This window comes from Saccharopolyspora montiporae (assembly GCF_015209505.1).
GTDB lineage: Bacteria > Actinomycetota > Actinomycetes > Mycobacteriales > Pseudonocardiaceae > Saccharopolyspora > Saccharopolyspora montiporae.
On sequence record NZ_JADEYC010000015.1, the window covers coordinates 124,160 to 150,846 of the forward strand.

30 protein-coding genes and 1 tRNA gene are annotated in these 26,687 nt (G+C 68.2%); 14 read left to right on the plus strand and 17 right to left on the minus strand.

Features of this window, described 5'->3' with window-relative positions:
• Positions 1–29 precede the first annotated feature (29 nt).
• The 3 genes from IQ251_RS10055 to IQ251_RS10065 form a co-directional block, all read right to left on the minus strand.
• A complete protein-coding gene (locus IQ251_RS10055; protein ID WP_193928228.1) occupies positions 30–470 on the minus strand; it encodes a DUF4395 domain-containing protein in 441 nt (146 codons plus the stop codon).
• Positions 471–679: 209 nt separating this feature from the next.
• On the minus strand, positions 680–1,018 hold the full coding sequence (locus IQ251_RS10060; protein ID WP_370591309.1) for a TlpA family protein disulfide reductase: 339 nt from the start codon (positions 1,016–1,018) through the stop codon (positions 680–682).
• Positions 1,019–1,050: 32 nt separating this feature from the next.
• Entirely contained in the window at positions 1,051–1,857 is an 807-nt protein-coding gene (locus IQ251_RS10065; protein ID WP_193928229.1) for an LmeA family phospholipid-binding protein, read from the minus strand.
• A gap of 397 nt (positions 1,858–2,254) precedes the next feature.
• Between IQ251_RS10065 and IQ251_RS10070 the strand changes: the two genes are divergently transcribed.
• The 6 genes from IQ251_RS10070 (at position 2,255) to pstB (ending at position 8,241) form a co-directional block, all read left to right on the plus strand.
• The gene (locus IQ251_RS10070) at positions 2,255–3,037 is read left to right on the plus strand and encodes a winged helix-turn-helix transcriptional regulator (protein ID WP_193928230.1); all 783 of its coding nucleotides are present in this window, start codon (positions 2,255–2,257) and stop codon (positions 3,035–3,037) included.
• Between the two features lie 66 nt (positions 3,038–3,103).
• A complete protein-coding gene (mshD, locus tag IQ251_RS10075; protein ID WP_370591310.1) occupies positions 3,104–4,054 on the plus strand; it encodes a mycothiol synthase in 951 nt (316 codons plus the stop codon).
• A gap of 218 nt (positions 4,055–4,272) precedes the next feature.
• Entirely contained in the window at positions 4,273–5,388 is a 1,116-nt protein-coding gene (gene pstS / locus IQ251_RS10080; RefSeq protein WP_193928231.1) for a phosphate ABC transporter substrate-binding protein PstS, read from the plus strand.
• A gap of 189 nt (positions 5,389–5,577) precedes the next feature.
• Entirely contained in the window at positions 5,578–6,537 is a 960-nt protein-coding gene (gene pstC / locus IQ251_RS10085; protein ID WP_370591323.1) for a phosphate ABC transporter permease subunit PstC, read from the plus strand.
• Positions 6,534–7,448 (plus strand): phosphate ABC transporter permease PstA, encoded by a 915-nt coding sequence (gene pstA, locus IQ251_RS10090; protein ID WP_193928233.1) that lies wholly within the window; start codon positions 6,534–6,536, stop codon positions 7,446–7,448. The genes pstC and pstA overlap by 4 nt, the downstream gene beginning before the upstream one ends.
• Before the next feature lie 16 nt (positions 7,449–7,464).
• On the plus strand, positions 7,465–8,241 hold the full coding sequence (gene pstB / locus IQ251_RS10095) for a phosphate ABC transporter ATP-binding protein PstB (RefSeq protein ID WP_193928234.1): 777 nt from the start codon (positions 7,465–7,467) through the stop codon (positions 8,239–8,241).
• A gap of 257 nt (positions 8,242–8,498) precedes the next feature.
• On the opposite strand, the gene IQ251_RS10100 is transcribed toward pstB, so the two are convergent.
• The 8 genes from IQ251_RS10100 to IQ251_RS10135 form a co-directional block, all read right to left on the minus strand.
• On the minus strand, positions 8,499–9,353 hold the full coding sequence (locus tag IQ251_RS10100; protein ID WP_370591311.1) for a helix-turn-helix domain-containing protein: 855 nt from the start codon (positions 9,351–9,353) through the stop codon (positions 8,499–8,501).
• Between the two features lie 130 nt (positions 9,354–9,483).
• The gene (gene phoU / locus IQ251_RS10105; RefSeq protein ID WP_193928235.1) at positions 9,484–10,131 is read right to left on the minus strand and encodes a phosphate signaling complex protein PhoU; all 648 of its coding nucleotides are present in this window, start codon (positions 10,129–10,131) and stop codon (positions 9,484–9,486) included.
• Between the two features lie 238 nt (positions 10,132–10,369).
• Entirely contained in the window at positions 10,370–12,181 is a 1,812-nt protein-coding gene (locus IQ251_RS10110; protein ID WP_193928236.1) for a hypothetical protein, read from the minus strand.
• 253 nt (positions 12,182–12,434) lie between these two features.
• Positions 12,435–13,313, minus strand: coding sequence for a GGDEF domain-containing protein (locus IQ251_RS10115; RefSeq protein ID WP_193928237.1), 879 nt, complete (start codon positions 13,311–13,313; stop codon positions 12,435–12,437).
• A gap of 294 nt (positions 13,314–13,607) precedes the next feature.
• A complete protein-coding gene (locus tag IQ251_RS10120; RefSeq protein ID WP_370591312.1) occupies positions 13,608–13,997 on the minus strand; it encodes a hypothetical protein in 390 nt (129 codons plus the stop codon).
• A 63-nt stretch (positions 13,998–14,060) separates the two neighbouring features.
• On the minus strand, positions 14,061–15,209 hold the full coding sequence (gene dusB, locus IQ251_RS10125; RefSeq protein ID WP_193928238.1) for a tRNA dihydrouridine synthase DusB: 1,149 nt from the start codon (positions 15,207–15,209) through the stop codon (positions 14,061–14,063).
• Positions 15,210–15,282: 73 nt separating this feature from the next.
• On the minus strand, positions 15,283–15,957 hold the full coding sequence (locus IQ251_RS10130; RefSeq protein WP_193928239.1) for a superoxide dismutase family protein: 675 nt from the start codon (positions 15,955–15,957) through the stop codon (positions 15,283–15,285).
• Positions 15,958–16,107: 150 nt separating this feature from the next.
• Positions 16,108–16,545 (minus strand): YbbD-related protein, encoded by a 438-nt coding sequence (locus IQ251_RS10135; protein WP_193928240.1) that lies wholly within the window; start codon positions 16,543–16,545, stop codon positions 16,108–16,110.
• Between the two features lie 253 nt (positions 16,546–16,798).
• Here IQ251_RS10135 and IQ251_RS10140 point away from each other — a divergent pair.
• Positions 16,799–16,871 (plus strand) — tRNA-Lys (locus IQ251_RS10140).
• A gap of 69 nt (positions 16,872–16,940) precedes the next feature.
• Here the strand turns inward: IQ251_RS10140 and IQ251_RS19725 are convergent.
• Positions 16,941–18,044, minus strand: coding sequence for a tyrosine-type recombinase/integrase (locus IQ251_RS19725; protein ID WP_370591313.1), 1,104 nt, complete (start codon positions 18,042–18,044; stop codon positions 16,941–16,943).
• Positions 18,045–18,110: 66 nt separating this feature from the next.
• Between IQ251_RS19725 and IQ251_RS20270 the strand changes: the two genes are divergently transcribed.
• Together IQ251_RS20270 and IQ251_RS19990 are read left to right on the plus strand one after the other, a co-directional pair.
• Positions 18,111–18,308, plus strand: a complete 198-nt coding sequence (locus IQ251_RS20270; RefSeq protein WP_370591314.1) for an SUMF1/EgtB/PvdO family nonheme iron enzyme — start codon at positions 18,111–18,113, stop codon at positions 18,306–18,308.
• Complete coding sequence (locus IQ251_RS19990; RefSeq protein ID WP_370591315.1) at positions 18,305–18,529, plus strand: SUMF1/EgtB/PvdO family nonheme iron enzyme; 225 nt, start codon at positions 18,305–18,307, stop codon at positions 18,527–18,529. The genes IQ251_RS20270 and IQ251_RS19990 overlap by 4 nt, the downstream gene beginning before the upstream one ends.
• A 53-nt stretch (positions 18,530–18,582) precedes the next feature.
• On the opposite strand, the gene IQ251_RS10155 is transcribed toward IQ251_RS19990, so the two are convergent.
• Positions 18,583–18,771, minus strand: coding sequence for a hypothetical protein (locus tag IQ251_RS10155; protein WP_193928242.1), 189 nt, complete (start codon positions 18,769–18,771; stop codon positions 18,583–18,585).
• 96 nt (positions 18,772–18,867) lie between these two features.
• Here IQ251_RS10155 and IQ251_RS10160 point away from each other — a divergent pair, with 96 nt between their 5' ends.
• Entirely contained in the window at positions 18,868–19,071 is a 204-nt protein-coding gene (locus IQ251_RS10160; RefSeq protein ID WP_193928243.1) for a MerR family DNA-binding transcriptional regulator, read from the plus strand.
• Positions 19,072–19,588: 517 nt separating this feature from the next.
• On the opposite strand, the gene IQ251_RS10165 is transcribed toward IQ251_RS10160, so the two are convergent.
• Entirely contained in the window at positions 19,589–20,902 is a 1,314-nt protein-coding gene (locus IQ251_RS10165) for a hypothetical protein (protein ID WP_193928244.1), read from the minus strand.
• Positions 20,903–21,651: 749 nt separating this feature from the next.
• Between IQ251_RS10165 and IQ251_RS10170 the strand changes: the two genes are divergently transcribed.
• The 4 genes from IQ251_RS10170 to IQ251_RS10185 are packed head-to-tail and all read left to right on the plus strand — an operon-like array spanning position 21,652 to position 24,412.
• On the plus strand, positions 21,652–22,299 hold the full coding sequence (locus IQ251_RS10170) for an SAV_915 family protein (protein WP_193928245.1): 648 nt from the start codon (positions 21,652–21,654) through the stop codon (positions 22,297–22,299).
• Positions 22,300–22,301: 2 nt separating this feature from the next.
• Entirely contained in the window at positions 22,302–22,613 is a 312-nt protein-coding gene (locus IQ251_RS10175; RefSeq protein WP_193928246.1) for a hypothetical protein, read from the plus strand.
• Between the two features lie 14 nt (positions 22,614–22,627).
• Entirely contained in the window at positions 22,628–23,752 is a 1,125-nt protein-coding gene (locus tag IQ251_RS10180) for a hypothetical protein (protein ID WP_193928247.1), read from the plus strand.
• Between the two features lie 15 nt (positions 23,753–23,767).
• Positions 23,768–24,412 (plus strand): MFS transporter, encoded by a 645-nt coding sequence (locus IQ251_RS10185; protein ID WP_228046491.1) that lies wholly within the window; start codon positions 23,768–23,770, stop codon positions 24,410–24,412.
• A 398-nt stretch (positions 24,413–24,810) separates the two neighbouring features.
• Here the strand turns inward: IQ251_RS10185 and IQ251_RS10190 are convergent, their stop codons facing one another.
• Genes IQ251_RS10190 through IQ251_RS10200 form a run of 3 tightly spaced genes read right to left on the minus strand, consistent with a single transcriptional unit; the run spans position 24,811 to position 26,676 of the window.
• Complete coding sequence (locus IQ251_RS10190) at positions 24,811–25,218, minus strand: arsenate reductase ArsC (RefSeq protein ID WP_193928348.1); 408 nt, start codon at positions 25,216–25,218, stop codon at positions 24,811–24,813.
• 13 nt (positions 25,219–25,231) lie between these two features.
• Positions 25,232–26,320 (minus strand): ACR3 family arsenite efflux transporter, encoded by a 1,089-nt coding sequence (gene arsB / locus IQ251_RS10195; RefSeq protein WP_193928248.1) that lies wholly within the window; start codon positions 26,318–26,320, stop codon positions 25,232–25,234.
• Positions 26,317–26,676 carry an ArsR/SmtB family transcription factor gene (locus IQ251_RS10200; protein WP_193928249.1) on the minus strand — a complete coding sequence of 120 codons (360 nt, stop codon included), beginning with the start codon at positions 26,674–26,676 and terminating at the stop codon, positions 26,317–26,319. Before IQ251_RS10200 ends, arsB begins: the two co-directional genes overlap by 4 nt.
• Positions 26,677–26,687 lie beyond the last annotated feature (11 nt).

Consider the following 26,687-nt stretch of genomic DNA (forward strand, 5'->3'; position numbering starts at 1 on the left):
CGGGTCACCGGAGCTTCCGGATCACCGGGTCACCGGGCTGCGGACGACCGGGCAGGCGCCATGCGGTGCGCGAGGGCGTGCGCCCGGCAGCCGAGGCAGTACCCGAACACCGCGTTCAGCAGCGCCGCCAGGAGAGCCAGTGCGTTCGCCGCGGCACCGATCACGACCGCACCGGAGGCGTACCCCGCGGTGGCCACCAGGCAGAACACGAACCCGATCCCCTGCGCGAAGCGGACCGGACCGGGTGCCTCGTGCTGTTCGCCGCCGAGAGCGGCCAACCGGGGCTGCACCGCCCTGCGGTAGAGCGCCCCCCAGGGGTTGAGCTTGAGGTCCACGAACGCGCACAGGCCGAACAGCAGCGTCTGCGCCGCCATCACCCGCCAGCTGCCGGTGACCAGTCCCAGGGCGAGCACGGCGCTGGTGAACGCGGCGGTGAACCGCACACCGCGCGGATCCGGCGTCGTGCGCATCAGGCCCTCCTGCCCGGGACTGCTCGGAGTTCTCCGGTCCGTCAGGCGGTCGCACGCGGGGCGTGCCGCCCGGTCAGCACCTCGGACACAGGCTGCTGCCCACGCGGCAGAAGTCGACCGCGCGCCTTCGGGTCAGCAGGACGTGCACGTGCGCGAGATTACCCGCAGTGCCCTGTCCGCGGGAAGGTCGTTCATCTGGTGGGACGCGATCACCGCTCCGCCGCTGCGCCCGGTAGGTGCGGGCGCAGGGCCTCGGCGAGCGCCGCCCGCTTCGGGACTCCGGCCACGCGCAGCAGCTCGGCACCCGCCGGATCGAGCACCAGGGTGGTCGGCGTGCTGTGCACCTGGAGCGCGTCGGCCCACTCCGGGTGGTGGGTGAGGTCCACGTCCACGTGCCGCAGCCCGGTGGTGCGGCGGGCCAGGTCGTCCAGCAGAACCCGCGCGTGCCGGCACGGGGCGCAGAACGTGCTGGACAGTTGCAGCAGGGTGAGTTCGCCCGGCCGGGCAGCACCCAGCCGCTCGGCGAGCTGTTCGGGGATCCGGGCCACCGGTGCCCCCTTCCGCGGTCCGCGCCCGGCGCTCAGCCGGTCGTCACACCGTCCTGGCTGACCTTGATGTTGTCCGCGCTGCCCTCGGCGACCAGCGCACCCCGCTCGGCCCGCACCCCGGTGGGCGTGATCTCGAACGGCAGCATGCCTGGGTCCAGGGTGGTCTTGAACTGGGACAGGATCGCCTCTTCGAAGGCGGACGGGAGCGCGATCTGGCCGAAGCTGTCGTTGTCCAGCCCCAGCTTCTTCGGCTCGATCTGCAGCTTGCCGTCCACCAGGGCCAGCACCGCCACGACGGAGACCTTGTTCTGCGAACCCGCGATGTTGACCGTGCCGTCCAGCGCGACCGCGGTGCTGGTCTGGTCGCCGGACTGGCCGGTCCCCGCCTGGTCGTTCTGCCCGCTGGTGCCGTCGGTGCCGTCCAGGGCGTCCTCCGGGGCGGGGTTGATCGCCAGGTCTTGCACACCGATCAGCCTGCCGACGTCCGAGGACTTCAGCTTCACCCGGGCGACCATGTTGTCCACGGCCAGGTCGTTGGCGTTGCCCGCGATCACCTCGCTGGGGGTGAACCGGGCGCTGTGCAGGTCGGCTTCCAGGTCGACGTCCTGCAGTTCGCCGACCTGGGCGCTCTTCGCGGCCAGCTGCACATCGCGCAGGTTCCCCGCCGCGGCCTGGGTGAGGAACGGGAAGCCGTTGATGCTGACGTCCGGGTCCTGCTGCACCTTGAGCTGCTTGCCGACCTCGGTCGCCACCTGCCGCTCGGTGAAGGCGGCCGCGGCGAAGTCCGCACCGACGAGCAGTGCGAAGACGATGACGAGCGTGATGGCGAGCTTCTTCACCGAACGGTCCGTTCTCCTCGGGGCCTGACGGGTGGCCACCGGCCGCGCTCGGCGCCGGCGCCCACGATCGGGGGGCCCACTGTATCGGCAACCCGCTCGCTCGTGCGGTCCACCAGCCGCGCCGTGGTACGGCTCTCGGTGCGGGCGGCCGGCTCGGGCGGTGCCGCCCCGTCGACGGCACGCAGGGTGACCGCGCGGGCGCGAAACATGCCCGCAATCCGGCGTCGATCACCGTTCACAAATGTGACCCCTGCTGCCGGACCTGGGTTTTTCGGTGGCGTGTCGGTTATTCTCCGTGCCATCCGCAGGCAACGACGCCGCGTGCTCCCCCCGTGCTCCGCGCGGGTGGTGACTCCAGCCCGGCCGTTGGCTGTGCTCCCTGGGACGGAGGCCCCGCATGAGCTCCGAACTGCTCGTTCTCACCGACGAACCCGATTCCGAAGCGGTCCTGCCCGCACTGGCGCTGCTGCCGCACCGCGTGCGCGCGGTGCCGCCGGACCCGGGAGCGGTCCTGTCCGGAGGCGCGCACGACGTCGTGCTGGTGGACGCGCGCTCCGACCTCGCCGGATCGCGGGACATGTGCCGGATGCTGTCCGCCGGGGACGTCCCGGTGGTGGCCCTGGTCAACGAGGGCGGCCTGGTGACGGTCAACGCCGAGTGGGGCGTGGACGAGATCCTGCTGCCGACCACCGGTCCCGCCGAGCTCGATGCCCGCCTGCGCCTGCTGGTCTCCCGCCGCGGCAGCATCGGATCGTCCGGGGACGGTTCGCTGTCGGTGGGCGACCTCGTGATCGAGGAGGCCACCTACACCGCGCGGCTCAAGGGCAGGGCGCTGGAGCTGACCTACAAGGAGTTCGAGCTGCTGAAGTTCCTGGCCCAGCACGCGGGCCGGGTCTTCACCCGCGCCCAGCTGCTGCAGGAGGTCTGGGGCTACGACTTCTTCGGCGGCACGCGCACCGTCGACGTGCACGTGCGGCGGCTGCGCGCCAAGCTCGGCCCGGAGCACGACTCGATGATCGGGACCGTGCGCAACGTCGGGTACAAGTTCGTCCGCCCGAACCGCGGCGCCGCGTCCGCCGCGCTGCGTGAGCAGGAGTCCGCCGAGGCCGAGCGCGGTGCGCCCGAACCGGAGCCGACCCCGCACCCGGGAACCCGGGTCCCCGGCCTGCTCGCCCGCTGATCCCCCGCCGCGCCGCCCGATCGGCCCGGACGCGCGCGCGGTGCCGTCCTGGGTAACGTCGAACCCGTGCAGCTGACGTGGCGGAATGGACTGGACAGCAGCGAAGCGGCCGAGGTCATGGCCCTGCTGGAGGCGACGGAGGCGGCCGACGGCGTCGCCCCGGTGGGCGAGCACGTGATCATGCGGCTCAAGGTGCACCGGGATGTGGTGCACCAGATCGAACCCGTGCAGGCCGATGTGGGATCGGAGCACTTCGTGCTGCGCGCCGCGGACGGCGAGCTGATCGGCTACGCGCACCTGGACACCGAGGGCGAACCGGACGGGCAGCTGGTGGCCGAACTGGCCGTGCGCCCGGAGCACCGCGGCGCCGGAGCCGGTGCGCGCCTGGTCGCGGCCCTGCTGGACCGCGCCGACCTGGACCCGGCCCCCGCGGCCGACACCGGCCGGTTGCGGATCTGGTCGCACGGCGAGCACCCGGCGGCGCTGCGGCTGGCCGAGCGCTACGGCTTCGCGCGGCCCCGGGAGCTGTGGCGGATGGGCGTCGAGTTGGCCGGCGGGGTGCTGCCGGAGGTCGACCCGCCGACCGGGATGTCCATCCGCGCGTTCCGCCCGGGTGCGGACGAGGCGGACGTGGTGCGGGTGAATCACCGCGCGTTCTCCTGGCACCCGGAGCAGGGCGCGATGACCGAGGACGAGCTGTCCGCCAAGCAGCGGGAGGACTGGTTCGACCCGGCAGGGTTCTTCCTCGCCCACGACGCGGCGGGCGGCCTGCTCGGCTTCCACTGGACCAAGGTGCATCCGGACGGCACCGGTGAGGTGTACGTGGTCGGTGTGGACCCCGCGGCGCAGGGCAGCGGGCTCGGTCGATCACTGACCGTAGCCGGACTGCGGCATTTGCGGGACACTGGGCATAGTCGGGTCATCCTCTACGTGGAAGCGGACAACCCGGCGGCCATCCGGGTCTACGAACGGCTCGGATTCGAGAGGTGGGACACGGACGTGCAGTTCAGCCGGTGACGCGCGGTCGCCGGGGCGGGCGGCCGTTCCCCCGAGTTCCCCGTACGGAATGTGTGTCTGCTTACTTAGCGTGCCTTGTTCACCTCTCGTTCACCTGGATGGCGGCAGGCGTCCACTGCGGCTGCTTAGCGTTCCGGGTGCGGCGGTGATGCGGAGTCCGGCCGGGCCGCTCCGGGCCGCTGGAGGTGACGGCGTTTCCCCCGAGGAGGAGGAACGAAGTGGACAGCAAGCGGTCCAGTGCGGCATTCGCCGTGTTCGCCGCCGGTGCGCTCCTGGTGGCCGGGTGCGGGACCGACCAGAACATCCCCTCCGGCGGGATCAATCCCGCGCTGGAAGGGCTGCAGGTCGAATGCGGCGAGCAGTCGATCTCCGCGGAGGGCTCCTCGGCGCAGAAGAACGCGATGGACGTCTTCGCGCGGGACTACAGCCTCAAGTGCCCCGGTGAGCAGCTGAACTACACCAAGTCCGGCTCCGGCAAGGGCGTTTCCGCGTTCAACTCCGGGCAGATCGACTTCGGCGGCAGCGATTCGCCGCTCGACCCGGAGGACGGCGAGGACAAGGAAGCCGCCGCCCGATGCGGAGGCAACCCCGCCTGGAACATCCCCATGGTGTTCGGCCCGGTGGCGCTGAGCTACAACATCCCCGGCGTCGACGACCTGACCCTGTCGCCGGAGGTCGCCGCGGGCATCTACCAGGGCAAGATCACCTCGTGGAACGACCCGGCGATCCAGCAGCTCAACCCGGGCACCGAACTGCCCGACCTGGACATCGTGCCGTTCTTCCGCTCCGACGAGTCCGGCACCTCGGAGAACTTCCAGGAATACCTGACCACCGCCACCGACGGCGCGTGGACCGGCGAGGGCAAGCAGTTCGAACCGGCCCCGGGCGTCGGCCAGGGCCGCGACGGCAGCGACCAGGTCGCGCAGTCGGTGCAGGGCACCCCGGGCGGGTTCACCTACGCCGAGTGGTCCTTCCCGAAGAACCTCGGCCTGGGCATCGCCAAGGTCGACAGCGGATCCGGACCGGTCGAGCTGAGCACGGAGAACGTCGGCAAGGCCATCGAATCCGCGGAGATCGGCGGCGAGGGGCACGACCTGCGGGTCGACCTCGACTCGATCTACGGCAACGACGCACCGGGCGTCTACCCGATCGTGCTGAACACCTACGAGGTCGTGTGCTCCCAGGGCTACGACCCGGAGACCGCCAAGGCGGTCAAGGCGTTGCTGACCGTGGCCGCGAACGCGGACCCCGATCAGCTCGAAGAAGCCGGCTACGCGGCACTGCCGGAAGGCTTCAAGCAGAAGGTCCTCGACGCGGTCGACGCGATCGCCTGAGGGCTGAACCGCACGGCCCGGCACACCATCGGCTAGCGCGGTGGCTCGTGCCCAGGGTGAACAACGGGTCGAACGCCACGAAGTGAGAGGCTGCCAGAAGCAGTGACCGACTCGACGAGAGCCGACGCGCGTCCCGAGGACAGCGGGTCCGCGGGCGCGGCGGCGGACAGTTCCGGACCGGAGGAACCCATTTCCGCTCCCGAAGCCTCTGCGGGTGCCAAAGTCCGAGTCGGCGACCGGATCTTTTCCGGCATCGCCACCGGATCCGGCGCCTTCGTGGTCGCGCTCATCGCGGCCATCGGTATCTTCCTGCTGATCCGGGCGGTTCCCTCCCTGCAGGTCAACCAGGTCAACTTCCTGTTCAGCCGGGTCTGGGACACCTCGGACCCCGATGACCTGAGTTTCGGGATCCTGGACCTCGCCTGGATCACGGTGGCCAGCTCGCTGGTCGCGCTGGTGATCGCGATGCCCGTCTCCGGCGGCATCGCCCTGTTCCTGACGCACTACGCACCGCGGGCACTGGCCCGTCCCTTCGCCTACATCATCGACCTGCTGGCCGCCGTGCCTTCGGTGATCTACGGCCTCTGGGGCGCGCTCGTGCTGGCACCGGTGCTCGACCCGGTCGCCTCCTGGCTCAACGGGAACCTCGGCTGGATCCCGATCTTCGCCGACGGCAACGTGCGCGCCGACAGCGGCGCCAACGTGTTCACCGCGGGCATCGTGCTGGCCGTGATGATCCTGCCGACCATCACCGGCGTCAGCCGGGAGGTGTTCCAACGCACCCCCACCGCGCAGATCGAAGGCGCGCTCGCCCTCGGTGCCACCCGCTGGGAAGTGGTGCGCACCACCGTGTGGCCGTTCGGCCGCAACGGGTTCATCGGCGGGTCGATGCTCGGGCTCGGCCGGGCGCTGGGCGAAACGGTCGCGCTCACCATCATCCTGAGCTTCACCTTCGCCCCGCCCAACTACAGCGTCTTCGACGCCGGTGCGACCTTCGCGTCCAAGATCGCGCTCGGTTCCGCGGAATTCAACAACAACCTGCAGGTCGGCGCCTACATCTCTGCCGGGCTGGTGCTGTTCGTCATCACCTTCGCGGTCAACGCGCTCGCCCGCTGGATCGAGAACGCGAGCGGCAAGGAGAAAGCATGAGGACCGACGCGGCTGACGTGGAAAGCCTCGCCACCCCGCCGGCCTTCCAGCGCATCGGGCTGGCGCGCAAGCTGAAGAACAACACGGCCACCGCGGTGTTCACCGCGGCCTTCACCGTGGCGGTGATCCCGCTACTGTGGGTGCTGTGGACGCTGATCGAGCGCGGGCTCGCGCCCATGCTCACCCCCACCTGGTGGTCGCACTCGTTCAACGGGCTGCTGCCCACCGACTTCGGCGGCGGGATCTACCACGCGCTGGCGGGCACGCTGCTGCAAGGACTCGTCTGCACGGCCATCTCGGTGCCGCTGGGTGTGATGGTCGGGATCTACCTGATCGAATACGGCCAGGGATCGCGACTGGCCAAGGTCGCGACCTTCATGGTCGACATCCTCAGCGGGCTGCCGTCCATCGTGGCCGGTCTGTTCATCTACGCGCTGTGGATCACCACCTTCGGCCTCAGCCGCAGCGGTTTCGCGGTCGCGCTGGCGCTGGTGCTGCTGATGCTGCCGATGGTGGTCCGGGTCACCGAGACGATGCTGCTGATCGTCCCGGACGAACTGCGCGAGGCGTCCTACGCCCTCGGCGTGCCCAAGTGGAAGACGATCGTGCGGATCGTCCTGCCCACGGCGCTGTCCGGGATCCTGACCGGCGTGATGCTCGGCCTGGCCCGGGTCCTCGGCGAGACGGCCCCGCTGCTGATCCTCGTCGGGTACTCCAGCGCGATCAACTTCAACCTGTTCAGCGGCGAAATGGCATCGCTGCCGCTGACCATCTACATGGAACGCAGCACTGCGACCGCTGCCGGGGATTACCGGATGTGGGGCGCGGCGTTGACCCTGGTGCTCGTCATCATGCTCATCAACCTCGTGGCGACCCTGCTGTCCAAGCTCTTCGCGGTCAAGACCAAGTAGGGACGGAACCCGAATCATGGCCAAGCGTCTCGACATCAAGGACCTGAACCTGCACTACGGCAAGTTCCACGCCGTGCAGGACGTCACCCTCCAGGTACCCGCGCGCAGTGTGACCGCGTTCATCGGTCCGTCCGGCTGCGGCAAATCCACCGTGCTGCGCTCGCTGAACCGGATGCACGAAGTCATCCCGGGTGCGCGCGTGGACGGCAAGGTGATGCTGGACGGCGAGGACGTCTACGCGGCCGGCGTCGACCCGGTGCAGGTCCGCAAGACCATCGGGATGGTCTTCCAGAAGGCCAACCCGTTCCCCACGATGTCCATCCGGGACAACGTGGTCTCCGGGCTGAAGCTCACCGGGGAGAAGAACAAGAAGCACCTCGACGAGGTCACCGAACGCGCGCTGCGCGGGGCCAACCTCTTCGAAGAGGTCAAGGACCGGCTGAACAAGCCCGGCGGCGGCCTCTCCGGCGGGCAGCAGCAGCGGCTGTGCATCGCGCGAGCGATCGCCGTGGAACCGGACGTCCTGCTCATGGACGAACCCTGCTCCGCGCTCGACCCGATCTCCACGCTGGCGATCGAAGACCTGATCGCCCGGCTCAAGCAGGACTACACGATCGTCATCGTCACGCACAACATGCAGCAGGCCGCCCGGGTCAGCGACCAGACGGCCTTCTTCAACCTGCGGGCCGTCGGGGAACCCGGGCAGCTCGTGGAGATCGACGAGACGGGGAAGATCTTCTCCAATCCCGAGCAGAAGGCCACCGAGGACTACATCTCCGGGCGGTTCGGCTGAGCCGGAGGGTTTCTCGGGTCGGCTTGCTGGGTGGTGCCGATGGCGGAACCTCAGCGGCGCGCGGGCTGCGGGATCCCCGACATCGAGTGGCGACCTACGCCATGTCGGGGCTGTCCTCGCCAGCACGCCGCTGAGAACCCGCGCCGGTGTCGTTTGCCCTGTGGGGTTTTCGACTAGCCTTCGGCGTCGTCCCTTTTGCAGCGCGGGTTTTCGTCGATCGTGTCTTGTTTCTTGCTTTGTGGCTTGACTTTTCCGGCCTACTTCAGTTGGTCGGCCAGGGTTGAGATGTGGGCGCTGGAGTCCTTGGGGTTGAGGGCCCTGGTGCAGACCTGCTCGAACGCCTTGAGGTAGTCGGCCGTGTCCGCGTGCTTGTCCAGGAAGCGGGAATTGGCCGAGTCGCCCAGGTGCACCACCTGCGGGTCGGCGTCGTCCGGGAACGAGAACACCGCGATCCGGTCGCTCATCAGCGGGTGCCCACCCGCCTCGAACGGCAGGACCTGGATCGTCACGTTGCGCCGGTAGCCCAGCAGCACCAGGTGCTCCAGCTGCCTGCGCTGCACGGCGGGACCACCCACCGCGCGGCGCAGCGCCGACTCGTCCAGCACCGCCCACAGCTCCAGCGGGTTGTCGCCCACCAGCCGCTGCTGCCGGGCGGTCAGCACCTGCTCCAGTTCGCCCAGCTCGTCCTCGGTGCGCGGCGCGACCTCGGTGCTGCGCAAGGCGTGGCAGTACTCCGCGGTCTGCAGCAGATCGGGCAGCGGGGCCGCTCCGTAGCAGCTCACGGCCTTGGCGGCGGTCTCAAGGCCGAGATAGGTCTGCAGCCCCGGCACTTGGGCGGTGCTCGGGTACTGCTGCCACCAGCCGCGCTGCTTGGAATCCTGCGCCAGGTCCAGTAGCTGGTCGAGCCCGTCCGGGCCGACGCCGTAGAACTCGGCCATCAGCCGCACGTCGGACGTGCGCACCGGGACGCGGCCGAGCTCGATCTGGCTGATCTTGCCCTGCGAGCAGTCGAGATGGGCGGCGACCTCGCGGTGCGTGCGGCCCGCGCTCTCGCGGATCCTGCGCAGTTCGCTGCCGAGTCGCCTGCGGTGCACGGTCGGACTCTTACTCACCGCGCACCGGTCCGTGTTCGATTCTGATCAGTCTCACTCGAACGAGGATCGCACGAATCGGACGGGACATCGACTATTGAGATCGAGTATTAATAGTTCTGTTGCCGGCCAGCGTCAGGCGCGGCGGCGGTCAGCTGCTGGGCATCTTGCCGGTGACGATGAAGACGACCCGCCGGGCCACCGAGACCGCGTGATCGGCGAACCGCTCGTAGAACCGGCCGAGCAGGGTCACGTCGACCGCCGCGGCCACCCCGTGCGACCACTCCGGGCTCATCATCACGGTGAACAGGTGCCGGTGGAGGTCGTCCATCTCGTCGTCGTCCTCCTCCAACCCGCGCGCCGCCTCGACGTCCTGCGTCTGCAGCACGGTCAGCACGCGGCCGGACAGCTTCACCGCGATCCGCCCCATCTCGGCGAAGTACGGCTGCACGTCCGGCGGGAGCACCGGGTGCGGATGCCTGCGCCGCGCGGTCTTGGCCACGTGCAGCGCCAGGTCGCCCATTCGTTCGAGGTCCTCGGCCGCGTGGATGCTGGAGATGACGGTGCGCAGATCACCGGCCACCGGGGCCTGCAGCGCCAGCAGCCCGAACGCGTGCTCCTCGGCGCGCGCCCTGGTCTCGTCGACCTGCACGTCCTCCTCGATCACCTGCTCTGCGAGTTGCAGGTCGGTTTCCAGGAGTGCCTGGGTCGCCCGCTCCATGGCGGTACCGGCCATCTTCGACATCGAGGCGAGCTCCTCGGCCAGCTTGCCGAGCTGTTCCTGGTAAACCTCACGCATGGCTTCAGCCTACGTCGCTGCGGAATCCGGTGAGGTGACCCGTGGTGAACCGCTGGTGAACGGGGCATGATGAACCGGTTCGAGTGAGGTCCGCCGGTCGTCCGCGGAGAACGCGGCGGCGGGGTCACCGAGCCCGTGACCAGCCCCGGTAGCTCCGCGTCCGGGGCCGAGCGGGGGTCGCGGCGCGGCAGTGCCGCCCCGCGTGCCCGCGGGCGAACCGGTTCAGCCGGAGCGGACGTCAGCCTGCGGTCATGACGACGGCCAGGACCACGATGACGGCCACGACCGCCGCCACGGCCAGCACGATGAGGTTGGTGCGCCGTTTGCGCTGCTGCTTCTTGTACGCCATCCGGGACTGCCCGTCCCGGCCCTCGTGGAAGTCGAACGGCATATCGGTGCCGAGCTCGGGCTCCTTGCGCTGCCCGACCAGCCAGGAGAGTTTCTTGCGGCGCGCCGCTTCCTCCTGCGCGATCTCGTCGTGCACGGCGGAGAAGCGGGCCAGCGTGGCGTCGATCTCCTGCACGTCGTTCAGCCGCTCGCCCTCGTCGGCGTCCTCGTCGCCGGGCTCGGAGCCGTCCCGGTCGCCCGTGCCGAGGTCGTCGTAGTAGTCGGCGTCGTAGTCGTCGTAGGGGTCCCCGGCATCCGGCTGCGCGGCGACGATGGCCGTCTGCTCGGCATCGGCGGGAGCGACCGGCCGCGCGAGCGCAGTCGCCTCCGGCGCGCTCTGCTGGTGCCCCGCGGCTTGGTGCGGCGGGGGGTTCGGTGCGGGCCGGTGCGGGGCGACCTGCTCGTGCCCGTTGGTGCCGCGGGGCGGTGCGGGGCTCCGGTTCGCGGTGCCCGGTGCGGATCCGTTCGTGTTCTCCGGGGCCGCCGGGACCGGAGGGTGCTGGGTAGTGGCCTCCAGGTCGGATTCCGCGGCCGCCGACCCCGCTGCTGCGGCTGCTGCGGCGGCAGCGGCGCCTGCCGCGGTCGCGCCGTTCTTGCCGGGCCCCGTGCTCGCGGATCCCTGGCTGCGCGGCTGGTTCGGCTGCGGCGGCTGGTTCTGCGCGGCCCGTTGCCCGGTCGGCGGTCCTGCCGGTGGCTGCGGCGCGGCCTGGTCGGGTGGGACCGGTCTGCGGCGGCCCCCGGTCTCCGGGGCCTGCGGCGCCCCTCCGCCGTTCAGCGCCTGCGTGATGCGGGTCGGGTCGTACTGCTGACCACCGGCCGCTCGTGCTCCCTGCTGCTGTCCAGAACCCTGCTGCTGTCCGGCGTCCGATCCGCCCGCGGCGGGGGTGCCTGGAGCAGGGGTGCCTGGAGCAGGGGTGCCCGGAGCCGGCGTGCCGGGAGCGGGCGTGCCCGGAGCCGGCGTGCCGGGCCCCTGCCGCGAGGTCGGGGACTGCCTGCGCCGCGGTGGTCGGGGTGGCTGTTCGTTCCCGGCGGGCTGCTGCGGCCCGTCAGCCGGCGGGGCCCAGGCGTTCTGCTGGCTCGCGGTCTGCCGGGAGCCGTTCTGCTGCGGAGGCGGATCACCCGCGGGATTCGTCCAACCGCGCTGCGGTGGCTGCGGTGCGTCCGGCCCCGCCGAGTTCTGCTGCCCGGCGGGCGGCGCCGCGGGGGGTCCCTGGCGCGCAGGTCCGCTGGGAGCGGCCCCGCCGCCTACCGGGGGAGTGCCGGGTTGGGGGCGCCCGTTCTGCTGGTTCGACCGGCCGCGTCGACCGCTGCGTCCGCCGGACGGCGGGGCGCCCGTGCCGCGGGCTTCGGCCGATCGGCTGCCCGGAGCGTCCGCGGGCTGCTGCGCGGCCCCGTCCGGCTGGGCCGCCGGACCGTGCTGCGCTGCCCCGCCCTGCGCCGGGCCGGGTGGGGCTTCGGCGTCCGGTTCGGCGGCTCGGCGGCGGTGCGAACCGGTCCCGCCCGGGGACTTGCCGTGCTTGGACAGCAGGTCGATGACCCGGGTGCCACCCGTGCCGTCATCGCCGAGGCTGCGTCGCCGGCGACTGGCCGCGGACTCTTCGGCGTCCTGGTCGGAGTGGGGATCCCGGTGCCCGAAGTCGCCATGCCGGGGGTCCTGCGGCACGCGTTTTCCCTCCCACCTTCAAGAGCCAACGATCCACGGATGAACGTCGGCGCACCAATACCCCCCGACACGTATCGGTTGACGCCTCCGAGATAGTACGGCCGATCCGCCAAACTGACGATACCGCCGACCACTTCTGCACAATCAGTGCACGATGTCACCCGGCAACTCGCCCAAACCGCGCAACTCCACTGCGGCGAACGACGTCGGGTAATCGGAGAGGCACGCTCCGAATTCCGCGATCCCATCGCGATCAGTAACCGCCTCCGGAGCCCGTGGCCGCGGTCGCCCGCCGGTCCGGTGCCCCCGCTAGCCGGATCTCCGCCCCGGCTTGGAAGGCCACCGCGTTGCGGCCGGCCTGCTTGGCCGCGTAGAGCAGGGCGTCCGCGCTGATCAGCTGCTGCTCCGCCGAGGCCGGCCCGGTCTCCCGCCGGCACGGCATGCCCTCGTGCGCCAGACCTGCGCTGATCGTCACCCGCAGTCCCGGCGCCATCTGCGGCCACGGGAAGCGCTCCACCCGGGCCCGAGTGCTCTCGCACAGCGAGACCGCCGCGTCCGGATCGATGTCCGGCAGCACCAGCACGAACTCCTCGCCGCCGTAGCGGGCGCAGAACGCCCCGGTGGGCAGCGCTTCCTGGATCAGATCGACGACGCGCTGCAGCACCCGGTCCCCGAGCAGGTGCCCGTAGGTGTCGTTGACTTGCTTGAACCAATCCAGGTCGACGATGGCGACCGCGAGCCCCCCGTCGGATCCCGCCCGGTCGGCGAGCAGGCTGGAGAGTCGCTCGTCCAGGTAGCGCCGGTTGTAGCTGGCGGTCAGGCTGTCCCGCAGGCTCTGCTCGCGCGCTTCGGCGTGCTCCCTGCGCAGCCGGTTCACCTCGTGCCGGAGCTGCTCGGGCACTTTCGGCGCGTCCGATGTGGACATCATGTCCAGTGCTGAGCGCAGGTGGTGGTACGCCTGGCGCCACTGCCCGCGCGCCGCGAGCAGGCCGGCGATGGATTCGTGCATCTCGGCCATGCCGTTTCCCGACGCCAGGTCTTGGCGGGTCCGCTGCCCGGGAGGCGGCGCGGGGAAAGCGCAGTCGTCGCGGACCGGTTCCGGGCCGGTGTACCCGCCGCGGAGTCCGGTCATCGCACTCACCTCCCGTTCGTGGTGTCGTCGCGTGCGGCTGTTCGCTTGAGATCGACCGGAGCAGGGGCGTTCGATTTCGCCCGACCGGCCGAGCGGACGCGAACACCTGTCGAATCCGGCGCTGCTTGTTGTGTACCGGCCCGGGGGGCGGATGTGGAAGCGAAACCGTCCGGACCCACCCGCACGGACGAGCACCGGACCCTGTGTTCCGCATCACCACTCGCCAACGTCATCGGCAGGGTCCGGCGTCGCCGTTACCTTCCGTTGTGCGATCAAGCACATCCGTGGGCGGGATCAGGACAAGCAGGGCGCGAACCCGCGGGCCTCGCCCCGGAGCAGCACCAGGTGCTGCGAACCGATCTGGTGGGCGGTGATCCGGCCCTGCTCGCGGATCGTCACTTCCACGGCGACCACCCACACCGAGCCGCGCGGCACCTGTCCGGCGGTGGTGAACTCCGGGTCCGGGCGCAGTGTGGACAGCGCGGGATCGAACTCGACGGTGGTGCTGCCGAGATCGCACACGCGGTCGGCGAAATCCGGGTGCTGCGTGGCGGTGAAGAACCGCGCCTGCTGCTGCGGACCGCTGCGGGCGGCCGTGGTGTTCTCCGCGAAGTACTGCACCGCGGCTTCCCGCGCATCGGAATCCGTTGGGGCGCTGGAGCACCCGGACACGAGTGCGATCACCGGCAGTGCGGTCAGGGCGGCGTGGCGCGGCCGGCCGCGCGCGGGCGTTCGCGGCACGGCGGATCAGCCGCCGTTGTGGTCGATCTCGGCAGCTGCGGGGACCGTCTCGTCCTCCGGGTCGTCCAGCCAGCCCTCCGGCAGCACTACCTTGCCCGCCGATCCCTGCCGCCCGCGCGGACCATCGGCGTCGTCCGGGAACGGCACGTCCGGATCGAGCTCGGCCAGCAGGTCGTCCAGCTCGCCGAGCCCGGACACCAGGCCGAAGCGGTGCCGCAGCTCCGAGCCGACCGGGAATCCGCGGAGGTACTGCGCCATGTGCTTGCGCAGGTCGCGCAGGCCCTTCTGCTCACCCATGTGCTCGGCGAGCAGCTCCGCGTGCCGGCGCAGGACCTGCGCGACCTCGCCCAGCGGCGGCCCCGGTGGCACCGGTTCTCCGGCGAACACGGCCTGCAGATCGCGGAACAGCCAGGGGCGCCCGAGGCAGCCGCGGCCGACGACCACGCCGTCGCAACCGGTTTCGCGCATCATGCGGGTCGCGTCCGCGGCGCTGAAGATATCGCCGTTGCCCAGGACGGGGATCGTGCGCACGTGCTCGGCCAGCCTGGCGATCGCCGACCAGTCGGCCTGCCCGGAATAGCGCTGCGCCGCGGTGCGCCCGTGCAGTGCGACGGCGGCGGCCCCGCTCTCCTCGGCGATGCGCCCCGCGTCCAGGTAGGTGTGGTGCTCGTCATCGATGCCGACGCGGAACTTGACCGTCACCGGAACGCCCGCGGGCTCGGCCGCGCGCACCGCGGCCCGCACGATCTCGCCGAACAGCCTGCGCTTGTACGGCAGTGCGGACCCGCCGCCCTTGCGGGTGACCTTGGGCACCGGGCAGCCGAAGTTCATGTCGATGTGGTCGGCGAGCCCCTCGTCCACGATCATCCGCGCCGCGCGGTACATCGTCTGCGGGTCCACGCCGTAGAGCTGCATCGACCGCGGGTGCTCGTCCGGGTCGAAGGCGACCATCTCCAGCGTCTTCGGGTCGCGTTCGACAAGCGCGCGGGTGGTGATCATCTCGCACACGTACAGGCCCGCCCCGTACTCCCGGCACAGCCTGCGGAAGGCGACGTTGGTGATCCCGGCCATCGGCGCGAGCACCACCGGCGGATCGACGGGATGGGGGCCGATCCGGAGCGCGGGCTTGGTCAGCGTGGCAGTCACGCGCTCCATTGTCCTCGGCCGAACCGGGCGCATCGAGCTGGGCGGGCACCGGCGCCCGGTCGGTGCCCGCCCGCGGCCCCGGTCAGAACGAGGCGGTCAGGCAGGCCAGCCGGTCGCCGGCTTCCCCGGCCTCGCCCGGTTCTGTGTGGGTGTGCTCCTGGTGGATCACCAGCGAGTTCGCGTCGTCGCGGCCCTCGAACTGCCACGCGCCTTCCGCGGTGGCCTGGCCGTTGCCCTCGGCGTCGGTGTGGAAGTCCAGCCAGACCTCGTTCTCCGGGTTGGCGAAGGCCGGGTCGACCGACGGCTTGACCGGGTCGGCTTCCTGCTGGAAGTGCGGTCCGGCGTCGTCCCCGCTCGGCCCGCACGGTTGGGTGTGCACGTGCGCGCCGTACTCCCGGTCCGGCTGCAGGCCGGTGAACTCGGTGGTGATCCGCTGCCCGCCGTCCGGGAGCGCTTCGGTGCGCACCTTGGCGGTCGACCCCGGTGGGGCCTGCTGCTCGTCGTAGGTGACCGCCGTGGCGCCCTCCTGGAACGGTTCGAAGGTGCCCTCGGCGTCGGCCTGCTGCTGACCGGGCTCCGGAGCCGCCGGTTGTTCGCCGTGTTCCCCGTGCTCGGGCTGCTCGGGTTCGGCGGGCGGCGGCTGCTCGGCGGCAGGGGGCTGGCCCTGCTCCTCGCCCTGCCCGCAGCCGACGAGCAGCGATGCCGCGGCGAACGCGCCGAGGATCGGGCCGAGAAGCCGTTTGCGCTGGTGCACCATGGGAATAGGTCCCTTTCGATCGCTGGCACGGAGTGCGCCCGATTCTGCCGCTTTGCCGCCGTGCTGGACAGCTGCGTGGTACATGATCTGCGCCGAACCGGCCGTGATCACTCGTGCGGGGGATGTGCGCGGTGGCCGTCGCGCGGATGTTCACTCCTCGGGATCGCCCGGGCTCCAGGCGTAGGCGGTGTCGCCGGCGACCACCACGGCGGTCGCGGCCGCATCGCAGGTCAGGTGCTGCTCGCCACCCGGGTGGTGTGGGAACCAGTCCGCGTGCAGCTCGGGAGACCCGGCAGCCGGTTCGCCCGGGGTGCAGGCGCCGGGCGGCAGAGCGGCACCGCCGAGGTCGAACCGCAGGATGCGCGCGTTCGTGTCCAGGTCGTACTTGATCGCGATCCCGGTCGCCTGGTCCGGGATCCAGGCCGGCACCCAGCTCTGCGCACCGCCGTCGGCGCTGCGCACCTCGGCCATGCTCGGGTAGTGCACTTCCACCGGCTCCGGGCCCGCACCGCATCCCGCAGCCGCCCCGGAGCCCGCAGCCGCCCCGGCGAGGAGGAGTCCGCCGATGAGCGGCCTGATGCGTGCCACGTGCCGTCCCTTCCCGTGATGGTCGCCGCTCACCATCGTGCAGATCCGCGACGCTCCGAGGGGGTCACGCGTGCGCTCGGACGCGAAAATGTGGCGTCCGCAACGCTCTTCGGCTGCCCGCCGTTCGCCGCAGTGGAACAACCGAACGGGAGTTCGAGGTAGGAGCACCGGTCGACAACGCCCAGGGCAACAACGCGCGAACCGCCGACCGCCCCACGGGGCGGCCTCTCGACCTTGTAGCCTTGCTCCGGCAGGGCCGTTAGCTCAACCGGCAGAGCAGCGGACTTTTAATCCGCGGGTTCGGGGTTCGATCCCCCGGCGGCCCACAAAACCCCAGGTCAGAAGCTGGGGTTTCCGTGCTTTCCGGGCGCCATCCACGCTGAACTCACGCAAAACTACGCCGGACCATCGGTGGAGGGGTCGGTGGTGAACGCGTCCTCGAGCGCGTCGGCAGTGGCTCGGTTGATCGCCCGCCGCCCCATGTACACGTCCTGCGTCATCGACGGACGCGAGTGCCCCAGTTGATCGGCGATCAACCGCGCCGCAAGCCCAGCCTCATCGAGAATGGTCGCCGCAGTCTTGCGGAACACGTGCGACGTGACCCACTCGAATCCCTCGCTGCCACGGGTCTGCCGAAGGACGCGACGGGTGTTCGAGGCATCGCGCAGACCGCCGACCTCGCTCGGGAACACCGGCCCGTCGATGGGCTCCCCGGCTTCAGCAAAGCGCCTGCGCAGCATCTCCACAGCCCAGGAAGGAAGGGGCAAGGTCCGCTCTCCGTACTCCGTCTTCGTCGACTTCCGGATCAAGCCTGTCCCCTTCACGCGCACCACGTTGTGATCCACTGCGACAAGCCCGGTGTCCAAGTCGACTTCCGGCCAGTACACGGCTAGCGCTTCTCCGATGCGAACGCCGGTGGCCAGCATGAAGCAGGACAGGTCTGGCAAGTCCCATCGGACCGCCTTCTCATCAGCCTCCATCTGCTCAAGCCACTTGATGCGCTCTTGCAAGGTCAGGGCCCGGGGCTTCCGCTTCTGCCGTGCATGAAGCCGCGTCGTTTCTCGTGTCGGGTTCTGCTGGACCAACCCTTGACGTACGGCGTACCCCATGACTCCCGAGACGATCGATCGAGCGGTCTTCGCAACCGAAGCGCTCCTGGTGGTCCGGAGTGTTTGCAGGAACCCTTCTACAGCCGGAACGGTGACCTCGCGCCCAACTCGCAGTTCGCCAAGAGCGGGGAGCACGTGCAGGTTCAGATTGCTCCTGTACTGGTCCAGAGTCGTCGGGGACCGCGCACCAGCATTCACCTGTTGCTCGATCGTCTGAAACCACAGTTCCGCGACGTCGCGGAACTTCGTTTCGGGGCCAGTAGAAGGCCCGGACTGAGCCTTGATCCGCTCGGCCAGATCACGCTTGAGGTTGCGCTCCGCTGCTGCCTTCGTCCGCCCGGTCCGTTCGATCGTCCTCGTTATGCCGTCGAAGTCCCTGCCACGGGGCACGAACCTCCGAAGCACTGGGACGGTCCGACCTACCCCGAAGGTCTGGCCACGCACCCCGTGGTCTTCGTGACGTGGAAGGATGCCGCGGCGTACGCAGAGTGGGCGGGCAAGTCCCTGCCCAGCTCGCAGCAGTGGGAGAAGGCCGCTCGCGGCACCGCGGCAACGTCTACCCGTGAGGCGACCAGCCGACCCCGGCCAAGTGCAACGTCCGGGAGAACGGTGTCGGCGCCACCACACCGGTCGATCGCTACCAGAGCGGCGTGAGCCCGTACGGCACGTACGACCTGTGCGGCAACGTCTGGGAGTGGCTGGGCACCGAGTCCAAGCCCGGCCGGCGGGAGCTGCGCGGCGGGGCGTGGACGAGCCCGTTCGACCGGTGCACCCCGTCGTCGTTCAACGATGCCGCCGAGACGATGTGCGACGACGACACTGGATTCCGGTGCGCGGTGGACGCGGAGACGTTGGAACAGCTGCTGAGCCGCTGACACCGGCTGCGTAGACATCCGCGGCGCACCTCCCAGCAAACACGCAGCCGTATTCAGTTGACCTGATCGTTCGGGCTCACAGTGATGGCGTCCTGCAGGTGGTTCGCCGTGTGTCGCAGGCGTTCGGCCAGCCGCAGGCGCTCTTCACCGCTCAGTCGTCCGCCGCCGACTTCGAACGCGGCGTGATCCAGTTCCCATTGCATCGCTCGCAGCAGCACGGCGAGTGCGGTCTGTTCGTTCATCGGACCTCCCGAAAATAAACCAGGCAAACAAGGCAAACATATACGTCTGAGGCGAGCAAGGCAGCGGTGGGCGTTCCAGGTCCGCACGATGTGGCGGTGACCGCCGACGAGCCGTTGATCTCCAGTAGCGAGTTGGCCCGCAGGCTTGGGCTCGCGCGGCGCACCATCTCGCACTACGCGCAGCAAGGGTTGATCACACCTGCACTGGTGACGCCCGGCGGGCAATATCGGTGGCGCTACGACGAAGTCGTGACCGAGATGCACGAGCTAGCCCGACAGCGCCGCGAAGAGGAGCGCTGACCAGCACGGACGCTGTCGTGGTGTGCGTGTGTTCAGAGTTTCTCTACTGCATCAAGGGCGGGCCCTGCGGGCCCGCCTGCCTGCTGTTTCCGAGGTCAGCGCAGCGGGGCCCCGCCGGGGGCCCGCCTCCGGCACCCCGGCACCCCGCGCGCCGACCAGATCGGAAGGCAGGCGGGCCCGGCTCCGCCAGAAGAAGGCTGCACGCTCAGGCACAAAGAGATGTCCTCGCCGGACGGGCAGGCCAACAGGGTGAGGGGGACAGGCACATCGGCTGCGGTTCGGTCGTGGCTGCTCTGTCCTCACCCCATCGACCTCCACAAGGGCTATCAGCCCGCGTCAAGGGGGCAAGCTCGCGCACTGGCGTCACGTGACCATCGGCGGTTGCCCCCTTGACACGAGCTGATGAGGGCTACGCCAGGTCGACGGGGTGAGGACAGAGGCCCTCCCTTGCAGGTGTAGGGCAAGACGTCTCCGCCGTGACTTGATTTCTATCCCCCAGTTGGAAGTTTCCTCATCCTCAATCTTCTTCGAATATTTCAGAGGCGCGCCCTTTCATGATAAGGCTAAGGGGGGTCTCGCCCTCAATCTTATATTTGGCGCCATCCCACCCCATGTCAATTCGCATCTGTATTATTTTCTCGTCGGAGTATTCTTCGATTGGCCACGGCAAATGCGCCAAGAATGTGCGGTCCTGAAGCTTTTCTGTTTCGACGTCTAAGCCGCATTCTGTGCATTTAGGGCGCTCTTTTCTTACGTATTCCAAGAGGTCGCTAAACATATCAAGGCCATCCATTGGAGGCTGTCGAATTACGGGAACAGGTGCTCGGCAATCACACGCATAAAACACAGTCAGGTATGGAAACCATCCGCATTTTGGACAGCCCAGACCGCCGTCGTTGAGAAGCGAACGCACTGTTGGGTAGTTACAGAATGGGCACCGAACTCTAGACTTATACGTGAAATAGGCGATCAGGTCGCGACGCGTGTGCCTCTTCCATTTCTTGACGACCTCTCGCCTGACTGCCATAGCGATCTCGTGCTCTCGATGCCATGCCTCTCCGAGGTCTTGGTCTGGGACGTAGCCGAATGGAGTCCTGAGTACATCAAACTTCGTTTGCATCAGCTCAAGCGGCACCAACGGCTCAAGAAGTTCACGCCTAAGCTGCGACAGAGCAATGGTTTCCCTCCTTCGGCGCGCCCCAGCGAGTATCCTTGAGGTGTAGTCGTGAAATATCTCCTCGATCCGGTCGTCTGTAAAGTCGGCCACGGGGAAAACGGACCTAAACTGTGTCGCAAAGATAGCTCGTGCGGTATCGGAATCTCGACTCAAATCCCGCGACGAGATGCAGGACTTCACCGCAACGTCGCCACTTACCCCATGCTTTTCCTCGAATTCCTCGATGACCTCGTCTAGCTCATCAGATATTTCAGTCGACGCCACCTGGAGTAAGCGATCCAAATCGCCCTGAAGGTCCCGCGTTTTGCTCCCAGACAAGGCCGTCGCCTCAATTCTAAATGCGACTTCCCCAAGTCTTGGCATAGTGGCGAGAATTTCTTCGAACTTCTCTAATTCCGACTTCGCTTCCTGGTAGGATAGATGCTTATCTTTCACGCTAACTATCAAGCACCCACCGTCCCAGCGGATTTCAATGTCCTCGAATTTTTCCAGAGATATTCGGCCAGATAGATCCAGAATATTTCGAGGTGTCCCTTGGAGTATCCCACCAAGCGCCTCAATGACGAGGACTAGGGCAATGCTGTCTTGTGATGAAACGCGTTCGGCGACCTGGCCGCCCTTGAAACGCGGCGAGAACTGATTCCAGTCTTTCACCCATGCTCCCACTGGTTGTACCCGCCACAAGTCTAGTTACTCTCCTTTGGGGGCGCTATAAAAAGAACGACTCTGTACGAATCATTGCCGGAATTCGCTCTAATGGCTCAATCCACTGCCCTCGCGGCGGTCGGAACGGTCGGCGCCACGACATGCCAGATCGTGGGGCGGCGACGATCGTGCCGGTGTGCGACGCGGTCAGGCTCTCCGGAAGGCAGGCCACGCCCACGCTGGTACATATCCGGGACAAGGTGGTGCGGCGACCGTCGAAAAATGATGGCGGACAACCAGCAGGGTTTTGCCTGGTCAAGCCGCTTCACTGGGGTGTTGTCGCTGGTTGAGGAAGTCCGTGGTGCACTTCATCACCAAGTGCAGGCTGGATCGGCTCGCCGTCGTGCACTTTATGTGTCCGAAACGATGAAAAACGTCCGCAGACGGCCAACCACGATGGCCATTTGCGGACGCAATCCGTGCTGATCACGAGCTAGGCTGGCAACCGATGTCAGACGATGGGGGAGCCGGAACCTGGATTCCGTCAGATTGTTGGTCCGGTCTCGTGTCGCAGAGCAGCCCGATGCGGTTGCGACCAGCATCGTGGGTCCGGGGCAACTGCCCGCAGCCCAACCGTCCGGTACGCGCGGCCTTTGGCGTATGCGCAGCACAGTTGCCAGTTTGCGCGAAAACGGGGGTGGAGCGCGGTCTCGCTGGTTAGAGTCCGCGCGGCGTAGTCGTACCGAGCTGGAGCCGCGATGACCGGCGTTGCCGAGAAACCCCGAGTCTACGATCCGGACGAGACCGACATGCTGCCTGCGCAGCTGTATCTCGCTTGTTGTCCGGACCAGGAGAACAGCGGGCTGATGCTGGAGACCCGGGAACTGTCCGGTCAGCTGGTGGTACTCGGGTACTCAACCCTGGAGACGTTCATCGAGGGGTGCGGCCCGGATCAGCCATGGATCTTGCTGCCGACCAGCAAGGTGCGTGAGATCGCGTGCGTCAGCGAAGGATCGGCGATGGCTCCTCCGACCTTCCGTTTCGGCGTGGCGTTGGACGGCTCCATCCCCACTGATCTCCGTGGAACCACCGGCGGCTGGGCAACCGACGACGCGGACTGGAACAGCGCTGAGTCTCCGGATTGGATGACGGTCCACGTCGCTTCTCGCTCGTTCAGCGGTAGGCCGGACCAGGTCGAATTGGAGCTGCAACCCATGCCCGGGGGCCGGTTGGCGGTCATGGCCTACACCTCGCAGGTCGCGCTGCAGAAAGCATGCGGACCCCACCAAGCCGCTGCCCCCGTCCCAGCAGGCGTGCTCGGTGATGTTCGACGTCAGTGCGGAGCCCACACGATCTGCCTGGACACGCCACTTCCCGAACACCTGCGCCACAGCGGAAAGGAGTGAGCATGTCCGGTGACGAAGTCCACGTCAGTCACGAGCAGGTACGTCAAATGGCCTCGGGGCTGCGAAATAGCACTGATCAACTGGATGACGCTGCGGGTGGCTCGCCCGACATGCCGGAAGTGAGCACCTCTGCCGAGAAGATGAGCCACACGCTCAGTGTGCTCTCAGAAGCCGCGGCAGGGCTGATCGCGACCGTTGAGGAGATCGCGGGCAAGATCGACGCTAGTGACGGCAGCTATGGCGACGTGGATAACCGCAACGCGCAGGACCTGCAGAAGGAGTACTCCGACAAGTACGGCGGCCAGCCGGACTGAGCGGGAGCGAGGATATGGCTGGGGAACTGGATACCGACGTACTGGACGAACCTGACACGTGCCGGCGGACGGCCGGTTGGTTGGGCAAGCTCGCGGATGGCATCAGCGAAGTCGCCGACAGCATGAACCAGCAGCGGAGCTCGTCCGAAGGCTTTTGGACGGGAACTGCTGCGGATGCGGCACGCGGAGAGCTCGGCAGGCACGCCACGAACGCGGACGAACTAGAAGGTGGGATCAAGAAGGTTCGGTCGGCGTTGGCGGTCTTCGCTGACGAGATCGACACCGTCAAATCTCGGATGGGCGATGCGCGCGACGTCGCCCGCGGAGCGGGTCTGGTAATCAACGGCACGAAGATCCTTCCCCCGAAACCTAGCCCTGCGGACCCCGCTGGTGAGTCAGGTGCGCCAGACGGGGCGGACATGAAGCAGAAGGCCTTCCGGGCGGCAGGAGAGACGGTCGCTGATGCCCGGACGAAACAAGAAGAAGCGCACCGCAAGCTCGAAGGTGAGCTGAAGAGTCCCTACGAGACGTTCAACACGATCAAGACGCACGTGATGCGAGCGGTAACCGGAGGCTTGGCCGCGGTAAAGACGTCCACGGACAGTGCAGCTGCCCTTGTCGACAAGGCTCATACCTTGGAGGGCCGAGCAAAGGAAATGGACAAAATGGCCAGGGTGGCAGATCACAGCAGTGACGCTGCGAAAACCAAGGTCGCCGCCATGACAACCCGCGCCAAGGGCAAAGTTGCCAACATGCACGCGGAGAAGACTGGGCGACTCTCCAGGAAAATTGGAGAACGCGGCAGCAACTTCGTCGCGGCTGACGCGAGTCGGTACGTCAAGGGTGGGTCGAAAATCGCACGTGGCGCGGGGTCCGTTCTCCGTGGGCTCCCCTACGTCGGGACAGTTGCGACCGTGGGCTCGGAAGCGTCCGACTATGCGACGGGGACGGACACGGCCGGTGAGGCGGCGGCGGATGCTGGAGCCAGCCTCACGGGGGGCGCGGTGGGCGGGGCCGTCGGCGCTGCGGCTGGCTCCGCGATTTGTCCCGGTGTCGGAACCGTCGTGGGTGGCGCCCTTGGGAGCATGGCTGGCGACTTCCTCGCGACCAAGGCAGAGGATTCCCTGACCGGCGACTAGAACAGGGTGCGGAGCATGTCTGAGGAAACTCCTGTAACGCGAGAGCAGTTGCCGCCACGGCCGGACCGGTGGACCGGCGAACCGCGACCACCGCGGGCGCCCGGGTTCTTCAAACGGGACAAGCCGCCGAAGGAGCAGGATTCGGAACGCGACCGCAGTGAACGGCGCAAACCTACGCCGCCGAAGGCACAAGGTCCTGTGCTGGAGTGGTACCGGCACAGCCAGCGCTACGCGATCGGTATGGGTGTTGCCGCCTTCTTCGTGATCGGCATCCTGATCAGTCTCCGCCAAGGGCTCGACTTCGCCTGGCTCACGGTCTGGTGGATGTGGATCTTCCTGTTCGTAGCTGCTCTGGGTATGTACGGCATCTTCCGCCTCGTCGATCCTGCTGCTGGGGCGGACTGGCTCAAGATCGGACGCACTTGGGTCCTGCTGTACGAGCTCACCGACATCAAGGTTCGCCATCGCGGGGCGTCGATGCACCTCGATCTGAAGGACAGCGGCGGCCGGTCCGTTCAAGTTCGGGTTGACGAACTGCAGGAAGACCGGGACTTGTGGGACCTGGTCTACAACGGGCTGGCCCACTCGGTGATCGTCAACGGAGCGACGACCAACCACGCGGCCCACTCGCTCCTGGAAGTGCCGGAGCAACCCGAGTAAGCGGCGCGTCGACGATCGGGACGGCAAAGCTCCCAGCGGTCCGGACGCGACGCTCAAGCTAAGGCCAGTCGCCCCACAAAACCCCCACGAAACGACGTCAGAGGACGACAGGCGAAGGCGTCTGACATGCGTTCGCATCTGCGAAGCACGCAGCGCATGTCAGGTGCCATCAGCCGTCGTCAAACGACGCCGGACGTGGCCTCAGAATCCGCGGGTTCGGGGTTCGATCCCCCGGCGGCCCACAAAACCCCAGGTCATGCTGGTATTGCAGTGAATGGCGTGGGCGCCGTGCACAAGACGCCTCTGGAGTGCCGCCAACTTGCCCGCGGAATCCCTTGCGGAGTTCGGGTTGTTGACGGCTCCGTCCGGGCGTGTGCGGATGTTTCGGCGAGCACGCTTCATGCTTCGGGGGCGATCTCAGCGACCAGGTGGCGGATCCGGCGGTCGATCTCGTCGCGGATTCCGCGGACCTCGGCCGTGCCCTTGCCCGCGGGGTCGTCGAGGTCCCAGTCCACGTAGCGCTTGCCGGGGACGACTGGGCAGGCATCACCGCAGCCCATGGTGATCACGACGTCAGCTGCGTCGACATCGGCGTTGAGCAGTTTCTTCGGCGCCTGCCGGGTGAGATCGAGGCCGACTTCGGCCATGACCTCCAGTACCACCGGGTTGAGGTCGTCGGCGGGACTGGATCCGGCCGAGCGGACGGCCACGCGACCTCGTGCGTGGTGGTGCAGCAGCGCTGCAGCCATCTGCGATCGCCCGGCGTTGTGCACGCAGACGAACAGGACCTCCGGGAGTGCGGGCAACATCGCTCCTCGTTCAGGGGGCCGGGACGTGTTCGGTCGGCGGGACGGGCGAGGTGAACCGGCGTCGCACGGCCAGCGAGACGTAGACGAGGCCGACCAGGACCGGGACTTCGATGAGCGGGCCGACGACGCCGGCGAGGGCTTGGCCGCTCGTGACGCCGAACGTCGCGATGGCTACCGCGATGGCCAGCTCGAAGTTGTTCCCGGCCGCGGTGAACGACAGCGTTGCTGTCCGCTCGTAGCTCAATCGCAGGGCCTTGCCCAAGGCGAACGAGCCCGCCCACATGATCGTGAAGTAGGCCAGCAGCGGTAGTGCGATCCGTGCGACGTCGAGCGGGTTGGCGGTGATGGCCTCGCCCTGCAGGGCGAACAGAACCACGATGGTGAACAGCAGCCCGCACAGGGTGAGGGGGCCGATCTTGGGCAAGAATCGCGTCTCGTACCAGTCGCGTCCCCTGGTTCGTTCGCCGAGCTTTCGCGTGAGGTACCCGGCGATCAGCGGGATGCCGAGGAAGATCACGACGTTCTTGGCGATCTCGAACGCCGAAACCTCCAGAGCCACCCCTGGTAGCCCGAGCCAGGCGGGGAGGATCGCGAGGTAGAACCAGCCGAGCCCGGCGAACGCGATCACTTGGAACACCGAGTTCAGGGCGACGAGCACAGCGGCAGCTTCCCGGTCGCCGCAGGCCAAGTCATTCCAGATGATGACCATGGCGATGCAGCGCGCCAGGCCCACGATGATCAGACCGGTCCGATACTCGGGCAGGTCCGGCAGGAACAGCCAGGCCAACGCGAACATCAGCGCCGGACCCAACACCCAGTTGAGGACGAGCGAGGAGACCATCAGCCGCTTGTCGCTGGTGACGGTGTCCAGCCGGTCGTAGCGGACCTTGGCCAGGACCGGATACATCATCACCAGCAGCCCCGCCGCGATGGGCAGGGAGATCCCGTCGATGGCCACCGCGTCCAGCATCGCGCCGAGGCCGGGGATCCATCGCCCGGCGAGCAGGCCGGCCAGCATGGCCACACCGATCCACACCGGCAGCAGCCGGTCCAGCACCGGCAAGCGCGCACCAGCCGGTGCCTCCGCTGTCCGGTTCACGCCGTCACCGCTCCGGATTCCGCGGGCAGCAAGACGGACGAGAGGGCGTGCAGCGTCGCGGACCGCACCCGGTAGTAGATCCAGGTGCCCCGGCGTTCGCCCTCGATGACCCCGGCCTCGCGCAGCACCTTGAGATGGTGCGAGATCGTCGGCCCCGACAACTCGAATGCCCCGGTCAAGTCACATACGCACGCCTCACCGCCAGCATGGGAGGCGATCAGCGACACCAGCCGCACACGCACCGGCTCGCCGATGGCTTTGAACACGCGCGCCAGGTCAGCGGCCTGTTCCGCGGAGAGCGGTTCCCGCAGCATCGGTGAGCTGCACAGCTCGACGCCCGGGTCCTGATTCGACATGTCTCTATATT